The sequence below is a fragment of the Crossiella sp. SN42 genome, from assembly GCF_023897065.1.
Classification (GTDB): Bacteria; Actinomycetota; Actinomycetes; order Mycobacteriales; family Pseudonocardiaceae; genus Crossiella.
The window spans coordinates 26,829-41,183 of the sequence record NZ_JAMHIV010000011.1; the positions used below are offsets into that span (position 1 = coordinate 26,829).

Genomic DNA, 14,355 nt, shown 5'->3' on the forward strand with positions numbered 1-14,355 from the left:
CGTGAGCACCAGCACTGACCGGTCGTCCCTGTGGGACGTGTGGCCCGCCCTGCCGTTCCTGGCCGCCGGCCTGGTCGGCACCCAGGCCGCGGCCTTCTTCCAGCCCGAGGCCCGGCCGCCTGACGTCCTGACCTACGTGCTGCTCGTGCTGGCCGCGGGCGCGCTGGCGGTGCGGCACTGGCCCGGCCCCGCGCTGGTGGCCAACGGGATCGCGGTCACCGCGTACCTGACCCTCGGCTACCCGTGGGGCCCGATCCTGTTCACCGTGCCCGCGATCGTCTGCCTGGTGTCGATCCGCTGGCCGCTGCGGCGGGCGGTGGCCGCGGTGGCCGCCTACCTGGGCGTGCTGATCGTGGCCATGTTCACCAAGCACCTGCAGGAGAACACCCTCGGCGATCCAGTGCGGCTGCTCACCGTCACTCTGATCTGGGTGCTGATCCTGGCCGCGGCGCTGGTGCTGGGCACCGCGATCCGGATGCGCCGGGCGGCCAGGGCCGATGTGCGGATCGAGCAGGCCAGGCGGGTGGCCTCGGAGGAGCGGCTGCGGATGGCCCAGGACCTGCACGACAGCATCGGGCACGGGCTGGCGGTGATCGCCATGCAGGCCGGGGTCGCGCTGCACGTGCTGGAGCGCAGTCCCGGCGAGGCGCGGGTCGCGATGGAGGCGGTGCGCGCGACCAGCCGGGAGTCGCTGGAGAACCTGCGGTTCGCGCTGGAAGCCTTGCGCAGCCCCGGCTCGGCGGAACTGCGCCCCGCGCCGGGCCTGGCCGAGCTGCCCAGGCTGGTGGACCGGGTGCTCGCGGGCGGGGTCGAGGTCAGCCTGGACGGCGCGGCGGGCGAGCTGCCGCAGCCGGTGGACGCGGCGGCCTACCGGATCGTGCAGGAGGCGCTGACCAACGTGCTGCGGCACGCGCTGGGCGCGAGCGCGCACATCCGGCTGGACCGCACCGAGCAGGAGCTGCTGGTCGAGGTCACCGACAGTGGCGGCGCGGGCGGCGGGGTCCCGGCCGGCGCTGGCTCGGGCATTCGCGGGATGCGCGCCCAGGCCGAGGCGCTGGGCGGCACACTGTCCGCGGGCCCCCGCACCGGCGGCGGCTTCGCGGTGACCGCGCGGCTGCCGCTGACCGGGGAGGACGCGTGAAGGTGATCCGGGTGGTGGTCGTGGACGACCAGGCGCTGGTGCGGGTCGGCGTGCGCACCCTGCTGGGTTCGGAGCCGGACACCGAGCTGGTCGGCGAGGCCGCGGACGGCCGCAGCGGGGTGGCCAGGGTCCGCGAGCTCAAGCCGGACGTGGTGCTGATGGACATCCGGATGCCGGATATGGACGGCCTGGCCGCGCTGCGCGAGATCACCGCGGACCCGGCGCTGCACGAGGTCAGGGTGGTCATGCTGACCACCTTCGGCCTGGACGAGTACGTCTTCGAGGCACTGCGCAGCGGCGCCAGCGGCTTCGTGCTCAAGGACGCCGAACCGGAGGAGATGCTGCGCGCGGTCCGGGTGGTGGCAGGCGGCGGCTCACTGCTGTCCCCGTCGGTGACCCGCAGCGTGATCAGCCGCTTCGCCCGCCCCGGCCCCGCCCCGGTCAGCCACCCCGGCGTGGCCCACCTGACCGACCGGGAGCGGGAGGTGGTCGGCTGGGTCGCCACCGGCATGTCCAACGACGAGATCGCCGCCCAGCTGGTGGTCAGCAGCGAGACCGTGCGCACCCACGTCAGCCGCGCCATGCTCAAGATGCACGCCCGCGACCGCGCCCAGCTGGTGGTGTTCGCCTTGCAGTCAGGGCTCGGTGGTGTTTGATTGGCGCGCTCCGCGCGCGGGATTTTTTCGCTCCTGAGTCGGGTGAGTCAGCCCGTGATGAACCTGCGCAGCACGTCGGCGCAGTGGGTGATGCGCGGGGCGGGGACGTGCTCTTCCGGGGTGTGGGACAGGGCGGGGTCGCCGGGGCCGAAGTTGACCGCGGGCATGCCCAGGGCGGCGAAGCGGGCCACGTCGGTCCAGCCGAGCTTGCCGACCGGGTCCGCGCCGGAGGCGGCGAGCAGCTGCTTGGCCTCGGGCGCGTGCAGGCCGGGCAGGGCGCCCGCGGAGACGTCGACCACGGCGACCTCGAACCCGGCGAAGACCTCGCGCAGGTGCGCCTCGGCCTGTTCCGGGGAGCGGTCGGGGGCGAAGCGGTGGTTGATGGTGATCACGCACTCGTCCGGCACCACGTTGCCCGCGACACCGCCGCTGACCTTCACCGCCTGCAGGCCCTCGCGGTAGGTGCAGCCGTCGATCTCCAGCACCCGGGGTTGGTAGCCGGTGAGCCGGTTGAGCACCTCGTTGGCGGCGTGGATGGCGTTGCTGCCCATCCAGGCGCGGGCGGTGTGCGCGCGCTTGCCCGCGGTGCGCACCTCGATCCGGATGGTGCCCTGGCAGCCCGCCTCGACCACCGCGCTGCTCGGCTCGCACACGATGGCCAGGTCCGCGGCCAGCCACTCCGGCAGCTCACGCTCGATCCGGCCGAGGCCGTTGCGGACCGCCTCGACCTCCTCGCAGTCGTAGAAGACGAAGGTCAGGTCGTAGGCCGGGTCGGTGACGGTGGCGGCCAGGTGCAGCATCACCGCGTCGCCGCTCTTCATGTCCACCGTGCCGCAGCCGTGCAGCACCAGGTCGTTACCGGAGCCGGTGCGGCGGTGCGGCACGTTGTCCACGATCGGCACCGTGTCCAGGTGCCCGGCGAAGATGATCCGGGACGGCCTGTCCAGGTTGGTGCGGGCCAGCACGGCGTCGCCGTTGCGCACCACCTCCAGGTGCGGGGCCTGCTCGCGCAGGGCGGCTTCCACGGCGTCGGCCAGGGCGGCCTCGTTGCCAGAGACGCTGGGCACGTCCACCAGCGCGGCGGTCAGCTCGATCGGGTCAGCGGCGAGGTCAAGGCGCACGGTCACGCCCGGCAGGCTACCCACGAACGCCGCTAGGGTGCTGTCCGGGACTTGAGGGGGACCGATGTTGAAGATCGTGCCGGGCTTGCTGGCGCTGGTGTTGCTCACCGGGTGCGCGAGCCCCGTGGCCGGGCAGGCGCAGGCGGATCCGAACGTGCCGAACCCGTTCCGCGCGGAGTTCGGGGCCGACCTGGCCGCGCAGGTCGGCCACCTGTGCGCCAGGGAGGCCGGCCGGCCGAGCGCGGCCGCCTGCGCGACCTGGCTGGAGGCCTCAGCCGCGCTCGTCGGACGGATGTACGCCGTGGACCACGAGGCCATGGGGCCGTTCAACAAGCGCATGGGTGCGGCGGCGGCGTTCTACGCGCAGCAGAAGTGCGCGACGCCCCCGGTGGACCCGGACTGCGAGGACCTGGTGGCCGAGGTGGGCAGGGTGCTGCGGGAGATCGAGGCGCGCCACCTCCGGTAAGGACCGCCTGCCAGGTGCACCGGTTACCATGGGCCGGTGAGCACCGAGCAGACCCCTGATCCGCAGGTCACCGGCGCGTACGGCGTCGGACTGGCCACCATCGCCGCCGACGGCACCGTGCTGGACACCTGGTTCCCCGAGCCCAAGCTCGGCGAGCAGGCCACCGGTGGGACCGAGCGGCTCTCCGCCGAGCAGGCCGCGCAGGCGCTCGGGGCCGAGGTCGCCGCGCTCCTCGGGCCGGATGCCGCCCGTGGTGTCGAGGTGGTCGCGGTGCGCACCGCGATCGCGCGCCTTGCCGACAAGCCGGTGGACGCGCACGACGTCTACCTGCGCCTGCACCTGCTCTCCGCGCGGCTGGTCCGGCCGCACGGGCAGAACCTGGACGGGGTGTTCGGGCTGCTGGCCAACGTGGTGTGGACCAACCACGGGCCGTGCCCGGTGCCCGGCTTCGAGGCCACCCGGCTCCGGCTGCGGGCGCGCGGGCCGGTGACCGTGTACAGCGTGGACAAGTTCCCGCGCATGGTCGACTACGTGCTGCCCAGCGGGGTGCGCATCGGCGACGCGGACCGGGTCCGGCTGGGCGCGCACCTGGCCAGCGGCACCACCGTGATGCACGAGGGCTTCGTCAACTTCAACGCCGGCACCCTGGGCAACTCCATGGTGGAGGGCCGGATCTCCGCCGGGGTCGTGGTGGACGACGGCTCCGACGTCGGCGGCGGCGCCTCGATCATGGGCACCCTCTCCGGTGGCGGCAAGCAGACCATCGCCATCGGCAAGCGCTGCCTGCTCGGCGCCAACGCGGGCATCGGCATCTCCCTGGGCGACGACTGCGTGGTGGAGGCCGGGCTGTACGTCACCGCGGGCACCAAGGTCACCCTGCCGGACGGCGGCACGGTCAAGGCGGGCGAGCTCTCCGGCTCGGACAGCCTGCTGTTCATCAGGGACTCGGTCAGCGGCGCGGTGCTGGTGAAGGCGCGCAAGGGCGCGAAGGTCGAGCTCAACTCGGCACTGCACGCCAACGACTAACATCGGCCGCGTGCCGAAGATCACACGCGAACTCGGGCCGGGCGATCCGGTGCACCTGCACGTGCGGGCGGCACTGGACGTCCGGCTCGCCGCGTTGCGGGCGCATGAACCCGGGACGCGCTCCGGCGAGGACGCCGAGGACCTGCACCAGATGCGGGTGGCGGTGCGGCGGCTGCGGGCCATGCTCAAGGCGGCCCGCCCGTTCCTGGACCGGGAGACCGCCGACGGCCTGCGCGCCGAGCTGGGCTGGCTGGGCCGGGCGCTGGGGCCGGTGCGGGACCTGGACGTGCTGATCGAGCGGCTGACCACCGAGGCCGCGCACTTCCCCGCCGACGAGCGGGCCGCGGTGGACACCCTGCTGGCCGGGCTGCACGCGGAACGGGACACCGCCCGCGCCGCCCTGCGCAAGGCGCTGGACTCCCGGCGCTACCGGCGGCTGCTGAAGGCGCTGGCGGCCGAGGCGGCCTCCACCGAGCCCGGACCGCCGGTGGACACCCTGGCCGCGCTCTCCGGGCTGGTGCGGGCCGAGTTCGCCCGGCTGGCCCGCGCGGTGGCCAAGGCCGGGCCGGAACCCGAGGACGAGGTGCTGCACGCGCTGCGCATCGACGGCAAGCGCCTGCGCTACACCGCCGAGCTGGCCAGGCCGTTGCTGGGCAAGAAGATCCGGGTGCTGCTCAAGGCCACCACCGACTTCCAGGACCTGCTCGGCGAGCACCAGGACGCCTGCGTGGCGCAGGACCGGGTGCGCGCGCTGCTGGCCGCGCACGGCGAGGTGATCGACTTCGACCTGGCCTTCGTCGGCGGCCGCCTGGTGGAGCGGGAGGAGGCCCGGCGGGTGAGCTGCCGGGCGGGCTGGTGGGCGGTCTGGGACACGCTGGAGCGGACCGGCCGGTCAGTCCTGTAGGCGCTCGGCGGCCGCGGCGATCCGCTCGTCGGTGGCGGTCAGCGCCACCCGCACGTGCCGGTCGCCGCCCGGCCCGTAGAAGGTGCCCGGCGCGACCAGGATGCCGCGTTCGGCCAGCCAGGACACGGTCTGCCAGGCGTCCTCGCCCCGGGTGGACCACAGGTACAGGCCGGCCGTGGAGTGCTCCACGGTGAACCCGGCCGACTTCAGCGCGGGCAGCAGCACCTCGCGCCGGGCCCGGTAGCGCTCGCGCTGCCGAGCCTCGTGCTCGTCGTCGGCCAGCGCCGCGGTGACCGCGGCCTGCACCGGCCGGGGCACCATCATCCCGGCGTGCTTGCGGATCTCCAGCAGCCTGGCCACCAGTACCGGGTCCCCGGTGAGGAACCCGGCGCGGTAGCCGGCCAGGCTGGAGGACTTGGACAGCGAGTGCACCGCCAGCAGCCCGGTCAGGTCGCCGTCGCAGACCTCGGCGCGCAGCGCGGAGACCGGCTCGGCGTCCCAGCCCAGCGAGAGGTAGCACTCGTCCGAGGCGACGACCGCGCCGACGGCTCTGGCGGCGCGCACCGCCTCGGCCAGCTCGGCGGCCGGGAGCACCCGGCCGGTCGGGTTGGACGGGGAGTTCAGCCACACCAGCCTGGTGCCCGGCGGCGGGGCCTGGCCGTCGGCCAGGCGGACCACCTCGGCGCCGGCCAGCCGCGCGCCGACCTCGTAGGTCGGGTAGGCCAGCTCGGGCACCGCGACCAGCTCGCCCGGCCGGATGCCCAGCAGCGTGGGCAGCCAGGCCACCAGCTCCTTGGAGCCGATGGTCGGCAGCACCGCCGCGGGGTCCAGGCCGGTGACGCCGAAGCGGCGGGCCATCGCGCCGACGGCGGCTTCCCGCAGCTCCGGGGTGCCGTGCGTGGTCGGATAGCCCGGCACTCGCGCGACCGAGGCGAGCGCGGCCCGCAGCTTCTCGTCGACCTCGTCCACGGGGGTGCCGACGGACAGGTCGACAGCCCCGCCCCGGTGCGCACGCGCCTGGGCGGCGTGCTCAGCGAGGGAGTCCCACGGGAAGTCGGGCAGCGCGAACCGCTCCGGTGTGGCTGAGGTGCTCACTCGCCCCTGGGCTCCAGCGCCTTGATGAAGTCCGGGTCAGCGGAGACCTTGCCGACCTTCGCGGCGCCACCCGGCGAGCCCAGCTCGCTGAAGAAGTCCACGTTGGCCTTGATGTACTGGTTCCACTGCTCGGGGGTGTCGTCTTCGTAGTAGATGGCCTCCACCGGGCACACCGGCTCGCAGGCGCCGCAGTCGACGCACTCGTCCGGGTGGATGTAGAGCATCCGGTCGCCCTCGTAGATGCAGTCGACCGGGCATTCCTCGATGCAGGCCTTGTCCAGCACGTCGACGCAGGGCTCGGCGATCACGTAGGTCACAGCAGGTCTCCTGCTCCTCGGTCCGTTCCAGCCGCGCTGTCGGGCTCAGCGCGACACCAGGCAAGTATTCCTTGCCTGCCGGACACAATCACACCTGGTGTGCTCCCTCACAGGGAAATAAGGTCCGCCTATCTTCTTCCGCCAGCAGAACTAAGAGCTGATACCGCGCAGGTCAGCCCGGGTATGAGCTCACTTCGGCTGGGGCAGGAGGGTCAGCCGGGTACCCAGGGCGACCGCGCCGGAAAGGGAGCCGACGGACAGCAGCAGCAGCGAGCGCCAGTCGTCGGTGAGCAGCATGTCCCCGCCGGGCCCGGCCACGCCGAGGACGACCAGCGCGCCCAGCCAGGCCAGGAAGGGCAGCGACACCAGGATCATCCGGTGCGTGCAGCGGGCGGCGGCCAGCACCAGCCAGGGCGTGGTGACCACCGCGAGCAGCACGGTCACCGGCAGCGGCCAGTTGTAGGCCGGTGGCACGGCGGGCCAGAAGTCCCAGACCCGCAGCGGCAGGAACATCAGCTGGAGCCAGGCCAGCAGCACCGCGTCCAGCACCAGCACCAGCAGCACGAGCGGACTGGCCAGCCGGGAGAGGAGCTCCGGTCGTCGTGGCTGGCCGACGGGTAGCTCCTCGACCTCGGTCACCGTGATCCGCCTCCGTCCGTCCCTGGTGCACCTCCCCCGCCGAAGAGGTCGGTGGCGATCCCCTCGGCGCTGCCGCGGGCCAGCACGAAGTGTTCGGTGGCCAGCACCGGCTGGGCGATGCCGTTGGACAGGGCGTAGGCGGCCGCGCCGTCGTTGCCCTGCCACACCTGCACCTGGGTCGCGTGCGCGCGCAGCGCACTGAGCTTGGCAGGTACGTGCTCGGCGATGTCCACCGAGGTGGTGATCAGCGCGTCGTCCACCGCGGGCAGCTCGCCGGGCTCGGGCAGCCGGAAGGGCAGGCTCTCCAGCTCGGTCAGCCCGGCCACGCCGAGGTCCAGGTGCGCCCTGGAGGTCACCGTGTGGAAGACCCGGTCGATGCCCGGCACCTCGGCGGTGGCGGCCATGGTGACCTCGTGCGCGCGGATGTGGTCGGGGTGGCCGTAGCCGCCGGAGGCGTCGTAGGTGACCACGACCTGCGGCTTGACCTCGCGCAGGATCGCGGCCAGCGCGGCGGTCTGCTCGGCCAGGTCGCCCTCGACGAAGCTGCGCGGGTGCTGGTTGGCCTTGGTGCCCGCCATGCCGGAGTCCCGCCAGCGGCCCATGCCGCCGAGGAACCGGTGGTCGATCACGCCGAGCGCGGCGCAGGCCCCGCGCAGCTCGCCGACCCGGTAGCCGCCGAGCTGGTCGGCTGCCTCAGGGCCGAGGCCGCGCAGTCCTTCGGGGATGACCTCGCCCTCCTCGCCCAGGGTGCAGGTGACCACGGTCACGTGCGCGCCGTAGGCGGCATAGCGGGCGATGGTGCCGCCGGTCCACAGGCTCTCGTCGTCCGGGTGAGCGTGTACCAGCAGCAACCGTGGTGGGGCGGTCAGTGTCACCGGAATAGCCTAGTGGCTCAGAGTTGAACCGTTTTGCCAGATGTCACCACAGCGCGGTAACTCTTCAGTGTGACGCTGTGCGACATTCAGCCATCAGTGGCTATTCGGAGACCTGCCACTCGGCGACGTTCCAGGTGACGCCCAGTCGCGGGTGGTAGGTGACCTTGTCGATGGTGTCCCGGTAGCCGACCATCGTGGGCACCTGGAACAGCGGCAGCGAGGCGATCTCCTCGGCCAGCGTCTTGTCCACGTGCTGGAGCAGCTCGGTCCGCTTGGCCGCGTCCAGCTCCACGCCGACCTGGTTCAGCTCGCGGTCCACGGTCTGGTTCGACCAGCCGCCCCAGTTCTGCCCGCCACCGGTGGCGTACATGCCCTTCTTGTCCGACTTCCACTGGGTGCCGACCCAGCCGAAGAGCGCCACGTCGTAGTCGCCCCGGCTGTTGCGCCCGTCCAGGAAGGCCGGATCGCTGTCATCAACGATCTTGATGCCGGCCGACTCGCAGGAGGCCTGGATCAGCTCCACGGTCTGCTTGCGCCGGGGCAGCCCGTTGTGGCTGACCTTGATCTCCAGCGCCTTGCCGCCCTTGTCGAAGTACTTGCCGTCCCGCCGCCAGCCCGCGGCCTGCAGGGTCTTCACGGCCTCTTCGGGGCTGTCCAGCATGAGCTTGGCGTAGTGGTCCTGGTAGCCGTCCTCGCCGGGCAGGAACAGCAGGCTGCCCAGCGGCTTGGCCGAGGGGTCCACCCCGCGCACCACCTTCTGCACGATCTCCCCGCGCCGCACGCACTGGGCGAAGGCGTAGCGGACCGCCTTGTCCTGGAACAGCGGCCTGCGCCAGTTCAGGTCCAGGTGCTCGAAGGTGAGCCCGCCACCGGCGGAGTACTTCACGCCCTGGGCGCCCAGCCCGCGCAGGGTGGCCGCGGTGCTCGGGTCCGGCTGCGGCGCGATCACCTGCATCTTGTTCTCCTGCAGGGCGCGCACCTGGGCGGCCGGGTCGGCCTCGCTGCGCAGCACCACCGCGGATGGGCCGCCCCGGTTGCCGAGCCACTTCTCGTTGCGCACCAGGCGCACCTGGCTGCCCTGCTGCCAGCTGTCGATCCGGTACGGGCCGGAGCCGGGCATCAGCTTCGGGTCGAACCCGGTCCAGCTGGTGTTCCAGAACTTGGACACCTTCTCCAGGTCGGCGTCCGGGGAGTTCGGGCCGACCTTGGTGATGTCCTTGACGCCGGTCTCCCGCTCCAGCACGTGCGCGGGCATCAGGTGGACGGCGTCGAACCGGCTCTTGTAGTCGGGGAACGGCTTGTCGTAGGTGGTGACCACGGTCAGCTCGTCCTTGCACTGCACCGACATCAGCTCGTAGCCCGTGGTGGCGGCTGGCCGGAAGTACTTGGCCGGCTTGCCGTCCGGGCCGGCCACCGGGGCGCCGGTGGCGTCGCCACGCACCGCCTTGCCGCTCTGCGCCAGCCAGGCCAGGTAGAAGTCGTCGCAGTCCCACGCCTCGCCGTCGGACCACTTCACGCCTGGCCGGATCCGGTAGGTGACCACCTGCTGCGGGGCGGTGGCGGTCAGCTCGACGCCGAGCATCACATCGGTGTTGAGCAGTGGGGTCAGGGTGTCCTCGTGGATGAACGGCCCGGCCAGCACCGGGCTCAGCACCAGGGTGTTGTTGAAGTTGCCCGCGTCGGCGACCTGGTTGTTGTAGACGGTGTAGGGCAGGTCGTGCCCGATGACCACCTCGCCGCCCGCGCGCACCGCGGGCAGCTTGTACTGGTCGGTGCCGGGCAGGCGGCCCTTGGCCCCGGTGCGCTGGCTGTCGCCGTTGAGGCCCGCGTCCTCGCTGGCTGAGGAACAGGCGCCCAGCACCAGCAGCAGGCTGGTCAGGGCGGCCGTCAGCGCGCGCACGGGTACTCCTACCGTTGACAGGGACACGTGCGGAGGTTATGGAGGCCCGCCCCGGCGGTCACCACTGGACCACGGATCGTGACCAAAGGGTGATGACCTTATGCGGAGCGTCACTTGGGCGGCACGCGCTTCCAGGTGTTGGCCGTGGTGAACGGCCCGGCGAAGGCCGGCCCGGGGTCCACCCCGGTGACGTCCGCGCCGGTGGCCAGCACGTCGGCGGACTGGAACAGCGGCACCGCGACCACCTGCTGCCACAGCGTGGCCTCGATCCCCGGCAGCACCTGGGCCAGCGGCGCGGCCCCGGTCAGCGCGGAGTCGATCACCGGTTGCAGCGTGCGGTCGCAGAACCCGGCCGGGTTGGCAGGCACCGAGGACGGCTCCGCGGACTGGGCCGGGCAGCCGAAGCTGGAGGCCAGCACGGTGGCCGGGTCGCCGTCGATGACCTGCGGCACCACCGCCAGGTCGACCACGCCGGCGTCCGTGGTGGGCACCCCGGTGGTGGTGGTCGGCGCGGCCGAGGTGCTGCTGGTGGCGGCGCTGGTCGCGGTCGGCGGGGTGCTGGGCAGCATCTCGCCGAAGAGCTGGTCGCCGACGGAGTTGGTCACCTTGGCCTCGATACCGAACTCGGCCAGCTGGCGGCGGATCAGCCCGGCCAGCGAGGCGTAGGGCTCGCGGTCGGTCGGCGCGCCGATGGTGATGCTCAGCGGCCGTCCCTCCCGCGCCCACTTGCCCGCGCCGTCCCTGCGGTAGCCCAGCTCGTGCAGCAGCGCGTCCGCCCGGCCGTGGTCCGGCTTGGCCGAGGGCGTGTCCCCCGGCATGGTCGCGCCGTAGCCGGCCTGGGCGGGCCCGTAGACCTGGGCGTCGGCGCGCAGGGCCGCGGCCGGGCCGTTGCCGGTGCCGCTGGCGATCAGCGCGTTGCGGTCGATCAGGCTGACCAGCGCGGTGCGCATCCGGACATCGGCCAGCACCGGGCTCACCGGCCGCAGCAGCAGCTGCACAGTGCTGCCCCGCGGCATGGTGGTCAGCTTGGCCACCTCGCCGAGCGCGCTCAGCTGCTCCATCGCGGACTGGTCCGGGGTGACCACCGCGAGCTGGTCGTTGCCGCTGCGCAGCGCCGCGGTGATGCCCGCGGTGTCGGTGCGGCGCAGCACGATCCGGCCCAGCGTGGCCGGGGTGCCCCAGTAGCGGTCGTTGCGCTCCAGCACCACCTCGCCGCGGGCCAGGTCGATCTGCCGGATGGCGAACCGGCCGCCGGAAGCGGGGAAGCTGGTGTCCAGCACCGCGTTCCAGCCGCCGAAGGCGTCCTTGAGCAGGTGCGCGGGCAGCAGGTTGCGGAACAGCGAGCGCCAGCCGGGGTAGGGCTTGCTGAAGACCACCTCGACGGTCTTGCCACTGTCCTTGGAGACCACGTTGCTGATCAGCCGGTAGCCGGCCGGGTTCACCGTGCCCGGCTGGGTGGTCATCTGCCGCCACAGGTAGTCGAAGTCCTCGGCCGCGATCGGCCCGCCGTCGGACCAGGAGGCGTCCTTGCGCAGCGAGTAGGTCACGGTGAACGGCTCGCTCTTGGTGACCTGGGCGCTGTTGAGCACCGCCGGGTCGGGCCGGGGCACGCCGTCGGGGCCGGTGCGGAAGGCCGAGGGCAGGATCAGCGTGGCCAGCGCGGTGGTGGCCACCGACTGGTCGGCCAGCGCGTGCGGGTTGAACCCCCTGGCCAGCCGGTCCACCCCGACCAGCACCTCGTTGAGGTCGATCACCTTGGTCGGCACGCCCTGCTGGCCGGAGGTCACCAGCGGCGGGGGCGGGGTGGTCGTGCAGGCAGCCAGCGCGCTGACGCCCAGCAGGGCGAGCGTGAGTCGCCGTGCAGCGGATGCGGCCGAGCCCACTCGGCACTCCTCCCTAGATGATCACCCCAGCCAACCTCAGGCTGGTGGTGCAGAGGCTCCCAGACCGTAGCCGAGCCCCTGTGAACGGGACGTCTGAACCCGGGTTGAGGTTGTCCTGCCGGGTTCGAAAAGCCGGACGCCCCGCGGCCACGGGGGCCGAGGGGCGTCCGGTCAGGCGTGCACTCAGACCTTGTCGCGGGTCTTGGCGCGAGAGCGCTCGCGGCCGCGCAGGGTGCTGTCCAGGATGAGCTTGCGGACGCGGATGACCGTGGGGGTCACCTCGACGCACTCGTCGCTGGAGCAGAACTCCAGGGCCTCTTCCAGGCTCAGCTTGCGCGGGCGGGCCAGGCGCTCCAGCTCGTCGCCGGTGGAGGAGCGCATGTTGGTGAGCTTCTTCTCCCGGCAGACGTTGACGTCCAGGTCCTCCGAGCGCGGGTTCTCGCCGACGACCATGCCCTCGTATGCCTCGGCGCCCGGCTCCACGAAGAAGGTGCCGCGGTCGGCCAGCTGGATCATCGCGTAGCTGGTGACCTGGCCGGTGCGGTCGCAGACCAGCGAGCCGGTGTGCCGGGTGCGCAGCTCGCCGACCCACGGGAAGTAGCCCTCGAAGACGTGGTTGGCGATGCCGGCGCCACGGGTCTCGGTGAGGAACTCGGTGCGGAAGCCGATCAGACCGCGGGCCGGGACCACGTAGTCCAGCTTGATCCGGCCGGTGCCGTGGCCGGACATGTTCTCCATCCGGCCCTTGCGGTTGGCCAGCAGCTGGGTGACCGCGCCGAGGTGCTCCTCGGGGGTGTCCACGGTGAGCCGCTCGAACGGCTCGCACAGCTGGCCGTCGATGGTGCGGGTGACCACCTGCGGCTTGCCCACGGTCAGCTCGAAGCCCTCGCGGCGCATCTGCTCGACCAGGATGGCCAGCGCCAGCTCGCCACGGCCCTGCACCTCCCAGGTGTCCGGGCGCTCGGTGGGCAGCACCTTGACGCTGACGTTGCCGACCAGCTCGTTGTCCAGGCGGGCCTTGACCAGGCGGGCGGTCAGCTTGTCGCCGCCGTTGCGACCGGCCATCGGGGAGGTGTTCACACCGATGGTCATGGAGATCGCGGGCTGGTCCACGGTGATCCGGGGCAGCGGGTCCGGGTTGTCCAGGTCGGCGAGGGTGTCGCCGATGGTGATCTCCGGGATGCCCGCGATGGCGACCAGCTCACCGGCGGAGGCGACCTCGGCGGGCACCCGCTCCAGCGCCTCGGTGATCAGCAGCTCGGTGATCTTGACCTTCTGCGTGCTGCCGTCCTCGCGGCACCAGGACACCCACTCGCCCTTGCGGATCTTGCCCGCGTGGATGCGGCAGAGCGCGATGCGGCCGAGGAAGGCCGAGGCGTCCAGGTTGGTGACCAGGGCGCGCAGCGGGGCCTCGGCGTCGCCGGTGGGCGGCGGCACGTGCTCCAGCAGCACGTCGAAGAGGACGTCCAGGTTCTCCGCGTCCGGCAGGCCGCCGTCGGCGGGCTGCTCCAGGCTGGCCTTGCCGGCGCGGGCGGAGGCGTAGACGACCGGGAGGTCGAGCACGGCCGACATGTCCAGGTGCTCGACACCCTCGGCGTCGAGGTCGGAGGCCAGCTCCAGGAGCAGGTCGTGGGTCTCCTCGACCACCTCGGAGATGCGCGCGTCCGGGCGGTCCACCTTGTTGACCACGAGGATCACCGGCAGGCCGGCGGCCAGGGTCTTGCGCAGCACGAAGCGGGTCTGCGGCAGCGGGCCCTCGCTGGCGTCCACCAGCAGCACCACGCCGTCGACCATGGCCAGGCCACGCTCGACCTCGCCGCCGAAGTCGGCGTGACCGGGGGTGTCGACCACGTTGATGGTCATCACGCCCTCGGCGGTGTGCCGCTTCACCGCGGTGTTCTTGGCGAGAATGGTGATGCCCTTCTCGCGCTCCAGCTCACCGGAGTCCATGACGCGGTCGACCAGCTCGGCGCGGGCGGCGAAGGCCCCCGACTGCCGGAGCATGGCGTCGACGAGAGTGGTCTTGCCATGGTCGACGTGCGCGACGATGGCGATGTTGCGAAGATCGGTCCTGACGGTGGCTGGCGCGGCGGTGGGCACGCGAAACTCCTCGGAATCTGCCTGTTGGGAGATGGCCACCGGCTTCTGCGCCGCTTTGTAGCCCACCCCATGCTATCCGCCCTGGAGCGACTCCCCGGACGGATCCCCTGAATGATCAGGTAAGCCTAACCTACGATGGGGGCAACCTCAGGGAGTGGGAGCCACACAGTGGGCAAGGTCAAGAAGAAGTGCTGCCGCTCGAAACCGCGGTGCAAACGTTGTCCGGTACTTG

13 protein-coding genes are annotated in these 14,355 nt (G+C 72.3%); 5 read left to right on the plus strand and 8 right to left on the minus strand.

Going from position 1 to position 14,355, the window contains the following annotated elements; translation table 11 throughout:
- The first annotated feature begins 1 nt into the window (after nucleotide 1).
- The gene (locus tag M8C13_RS45430) at nucleotides 2-1,141 is read left to right on the plus strand and encodes a sensor histidine kinase (protein ID WP_252481115.1); all 1,140 of its coding nucleotides are present in this window, start codon (nucleotides 2-4) and stop codon (nucleotides 1,139-1,141) included.
- 2 nt (nucleotides 1,142-1,143) lie between these two features.
- The gene (locus M8C13_RS14615; protein WP_252481296.1) at nucleotides 1,144-1,797 is read left to right on the plus strand and encodes a response regulator transcription factor; all 654 of its coding nucleotides are present in this window, start codon (nucleotides 1,144-1,146) and stop codon (nucleotides 1,795-1,797) included.
- Between the two features lie 47 nt (nucleotides 1,798-1,844).
- Here M8C13_RS14615 and dapE read toward each other — a convergent pair whose 3' ends face one another.
- Nucleotides 1,845-2,924 (minus strand): succinyl-diaminopimelate desuccinylase, encoded by a 1,080-nt coding sequence (gene dapE, locus M8C13_RS14620; protein ID WP_252481116.1) that lies wholly within the window; start codon nucleotides 2,922-2,924, stop codon nucleotides 1,845-1,847.
- 58 nt (nucleotides 2,925-2,982) lie between these two features.
- Here dapE and M8C13_RS14625 point away from each other — a divergent pair, with 58 nt between their 5' ends.
- From M8C13_RS14625 to M8C13_RS14635, 3 genes are read left to right on the plus strand one after another with little or no spacing between them, the layout of a single operon-like run.
- Nucleotides 2,983-3,384: a hypothetical protein gene (locus M8C13_RS14625; RefSeq protein ID WP_252481117.1), complete on the plus strand. Its 402-nt coding sequence runs from the start codon at nucleotides 2,983-2,985 to the stop codon at nucleotides 3,382-3,384.
- A 36-nt stretch (nucleotides 3,385-3,420) separates the two neighbouring features.
- Complete coding sequence (gene dapD, locus M8C13_RS14630) at nucleotides 3,421-4,410, plus strand: 2,3,4,5-tetrahydropyridine-2,6-dicarboxylate N-succinyltransferase (protein ID WP_252481118.1); 990 nt, start codon at nucleotides 3,421-3,423, stop codon at nucleotides 4,408-4,410.
- A gap of 10 nt (nucleotides 4,411-4,420) precedes the next feature.
- Nucleotides 4,421-5,314 carry a CHAD domain-containing protein gene (locus M8C13_RS14635; RefSeq protein ID WP_252481119.1) on the plus strand — a complete coding sequence of 298 codons (894 nt, stop codon included), beginning with the start codon at nucleotides 4,421-4,423 and terminating at the stop codon, nucleotides 5,312-5,314.
- Here the strand turns inward: M8C13_RS14635 and dapC are convergent.
- The 7 genes from dapC to typA all read right to left on the minus strand — a co-directional run bounded on the left by dapC (nucleotide 5,303) and on the right by typA (nucleotide 14,123).
- A complete protein-coding gene (gene dapC / locus M8C13_RS14640) occupies nucleotides 5,303-6,409 on the minus strand; it encodes a succinyldiaminopimelate transaminase (protein WP_252481120.1) in 1,107 nt (368 codons plus the stop codon). The genes M8C13_RS14635 and dapC overlap by 12 nt on opposite strands.
- On the minus strand, nucleotides 6,406-6,726 hold the full coding sequence (fdxA, locus tag M8C13_RS14645; RefSeq protein WP_252481121.1) for a ferredoxin: 321 nt from the start codon (nucleotides 6,724-6,726) through the stop codon (nucleotides 6,406-6,408). The genes dapC and fdxA overlap by 4 nt, the downstream gene beginning before the upstream one ends.
- 189 nt (nucleotides 6,727-6,915) lie before the next feature.
- A complete protein-coding gene (locus M8C13_RS14650; protein WP_252481122.1) occupies nucleotides 6,916-7,365 on the minus strand; it encodes a hypothetical protein in 450 nt (149 codons plus the stop codon).
- Nucleotides 7,362-8,240: an N-acetyl-1-D-myo-inositol-2-amino-2-deoxy-alpha-D-glucopyranoside deacetylase gene (gene mshB / locus M8C13_RS14655; RefSeq protein ID WP_252481123.1), complete on the minus strand. Its 879-nt coding sequence runs from the start codon at nucleotides 8,238-8,240 to the stop codon at nucleotides 7,362-7,364. The genes M8C13_RS14650 and mshB overlap by 4 nt, the downstream gene beginning before the upstream one ends.
- A gap of 100 nt (nucleotides 8,241-8,340) precedes the next feature.
- Nucleotides 8,341-10,140 (minus strand): ABC transporter family substrate-binding protein, encoded by a 1,800-nt coding sequence (locus M8C13_RS14660; protein WP_252481124.1) that lies wholly within the window; start codon nucleotides 10,138-10,140, stop codon nucleotides 8,341-8,343.
- 110 nt (nucleotides 10,141-10,250) lie between these two features.
- A complete protein-coding gene (locus tag M8C13_RS14665; protein ID WP_252481125.1) occupies nucleotides 10,251-12,023 on the minus strand; it encodes an ABC transporter family substrate-binding protein in 1,773 nt (590 codons plus the stop codon).
- 183 nt (nucleotides 12,024-12,206) lie between these two features.
- Nucleotides 12,207-14,123 carry a translational GTPase TypA gene (typA, locus tag M8C13_RS14670; RefSeq protein WP_252481126.1) on the minus strand — a complete coding sequence of 639 codons (1,917 nt, stop codon included), beginning with the start codon at nucleotides 14,121-14,123 and terminating at the stop codon, nucleotides 12,207-12,209.
- Between the last annotated feature and the right edge of the window lie 232 nt (nucleotides 14,124-14,355).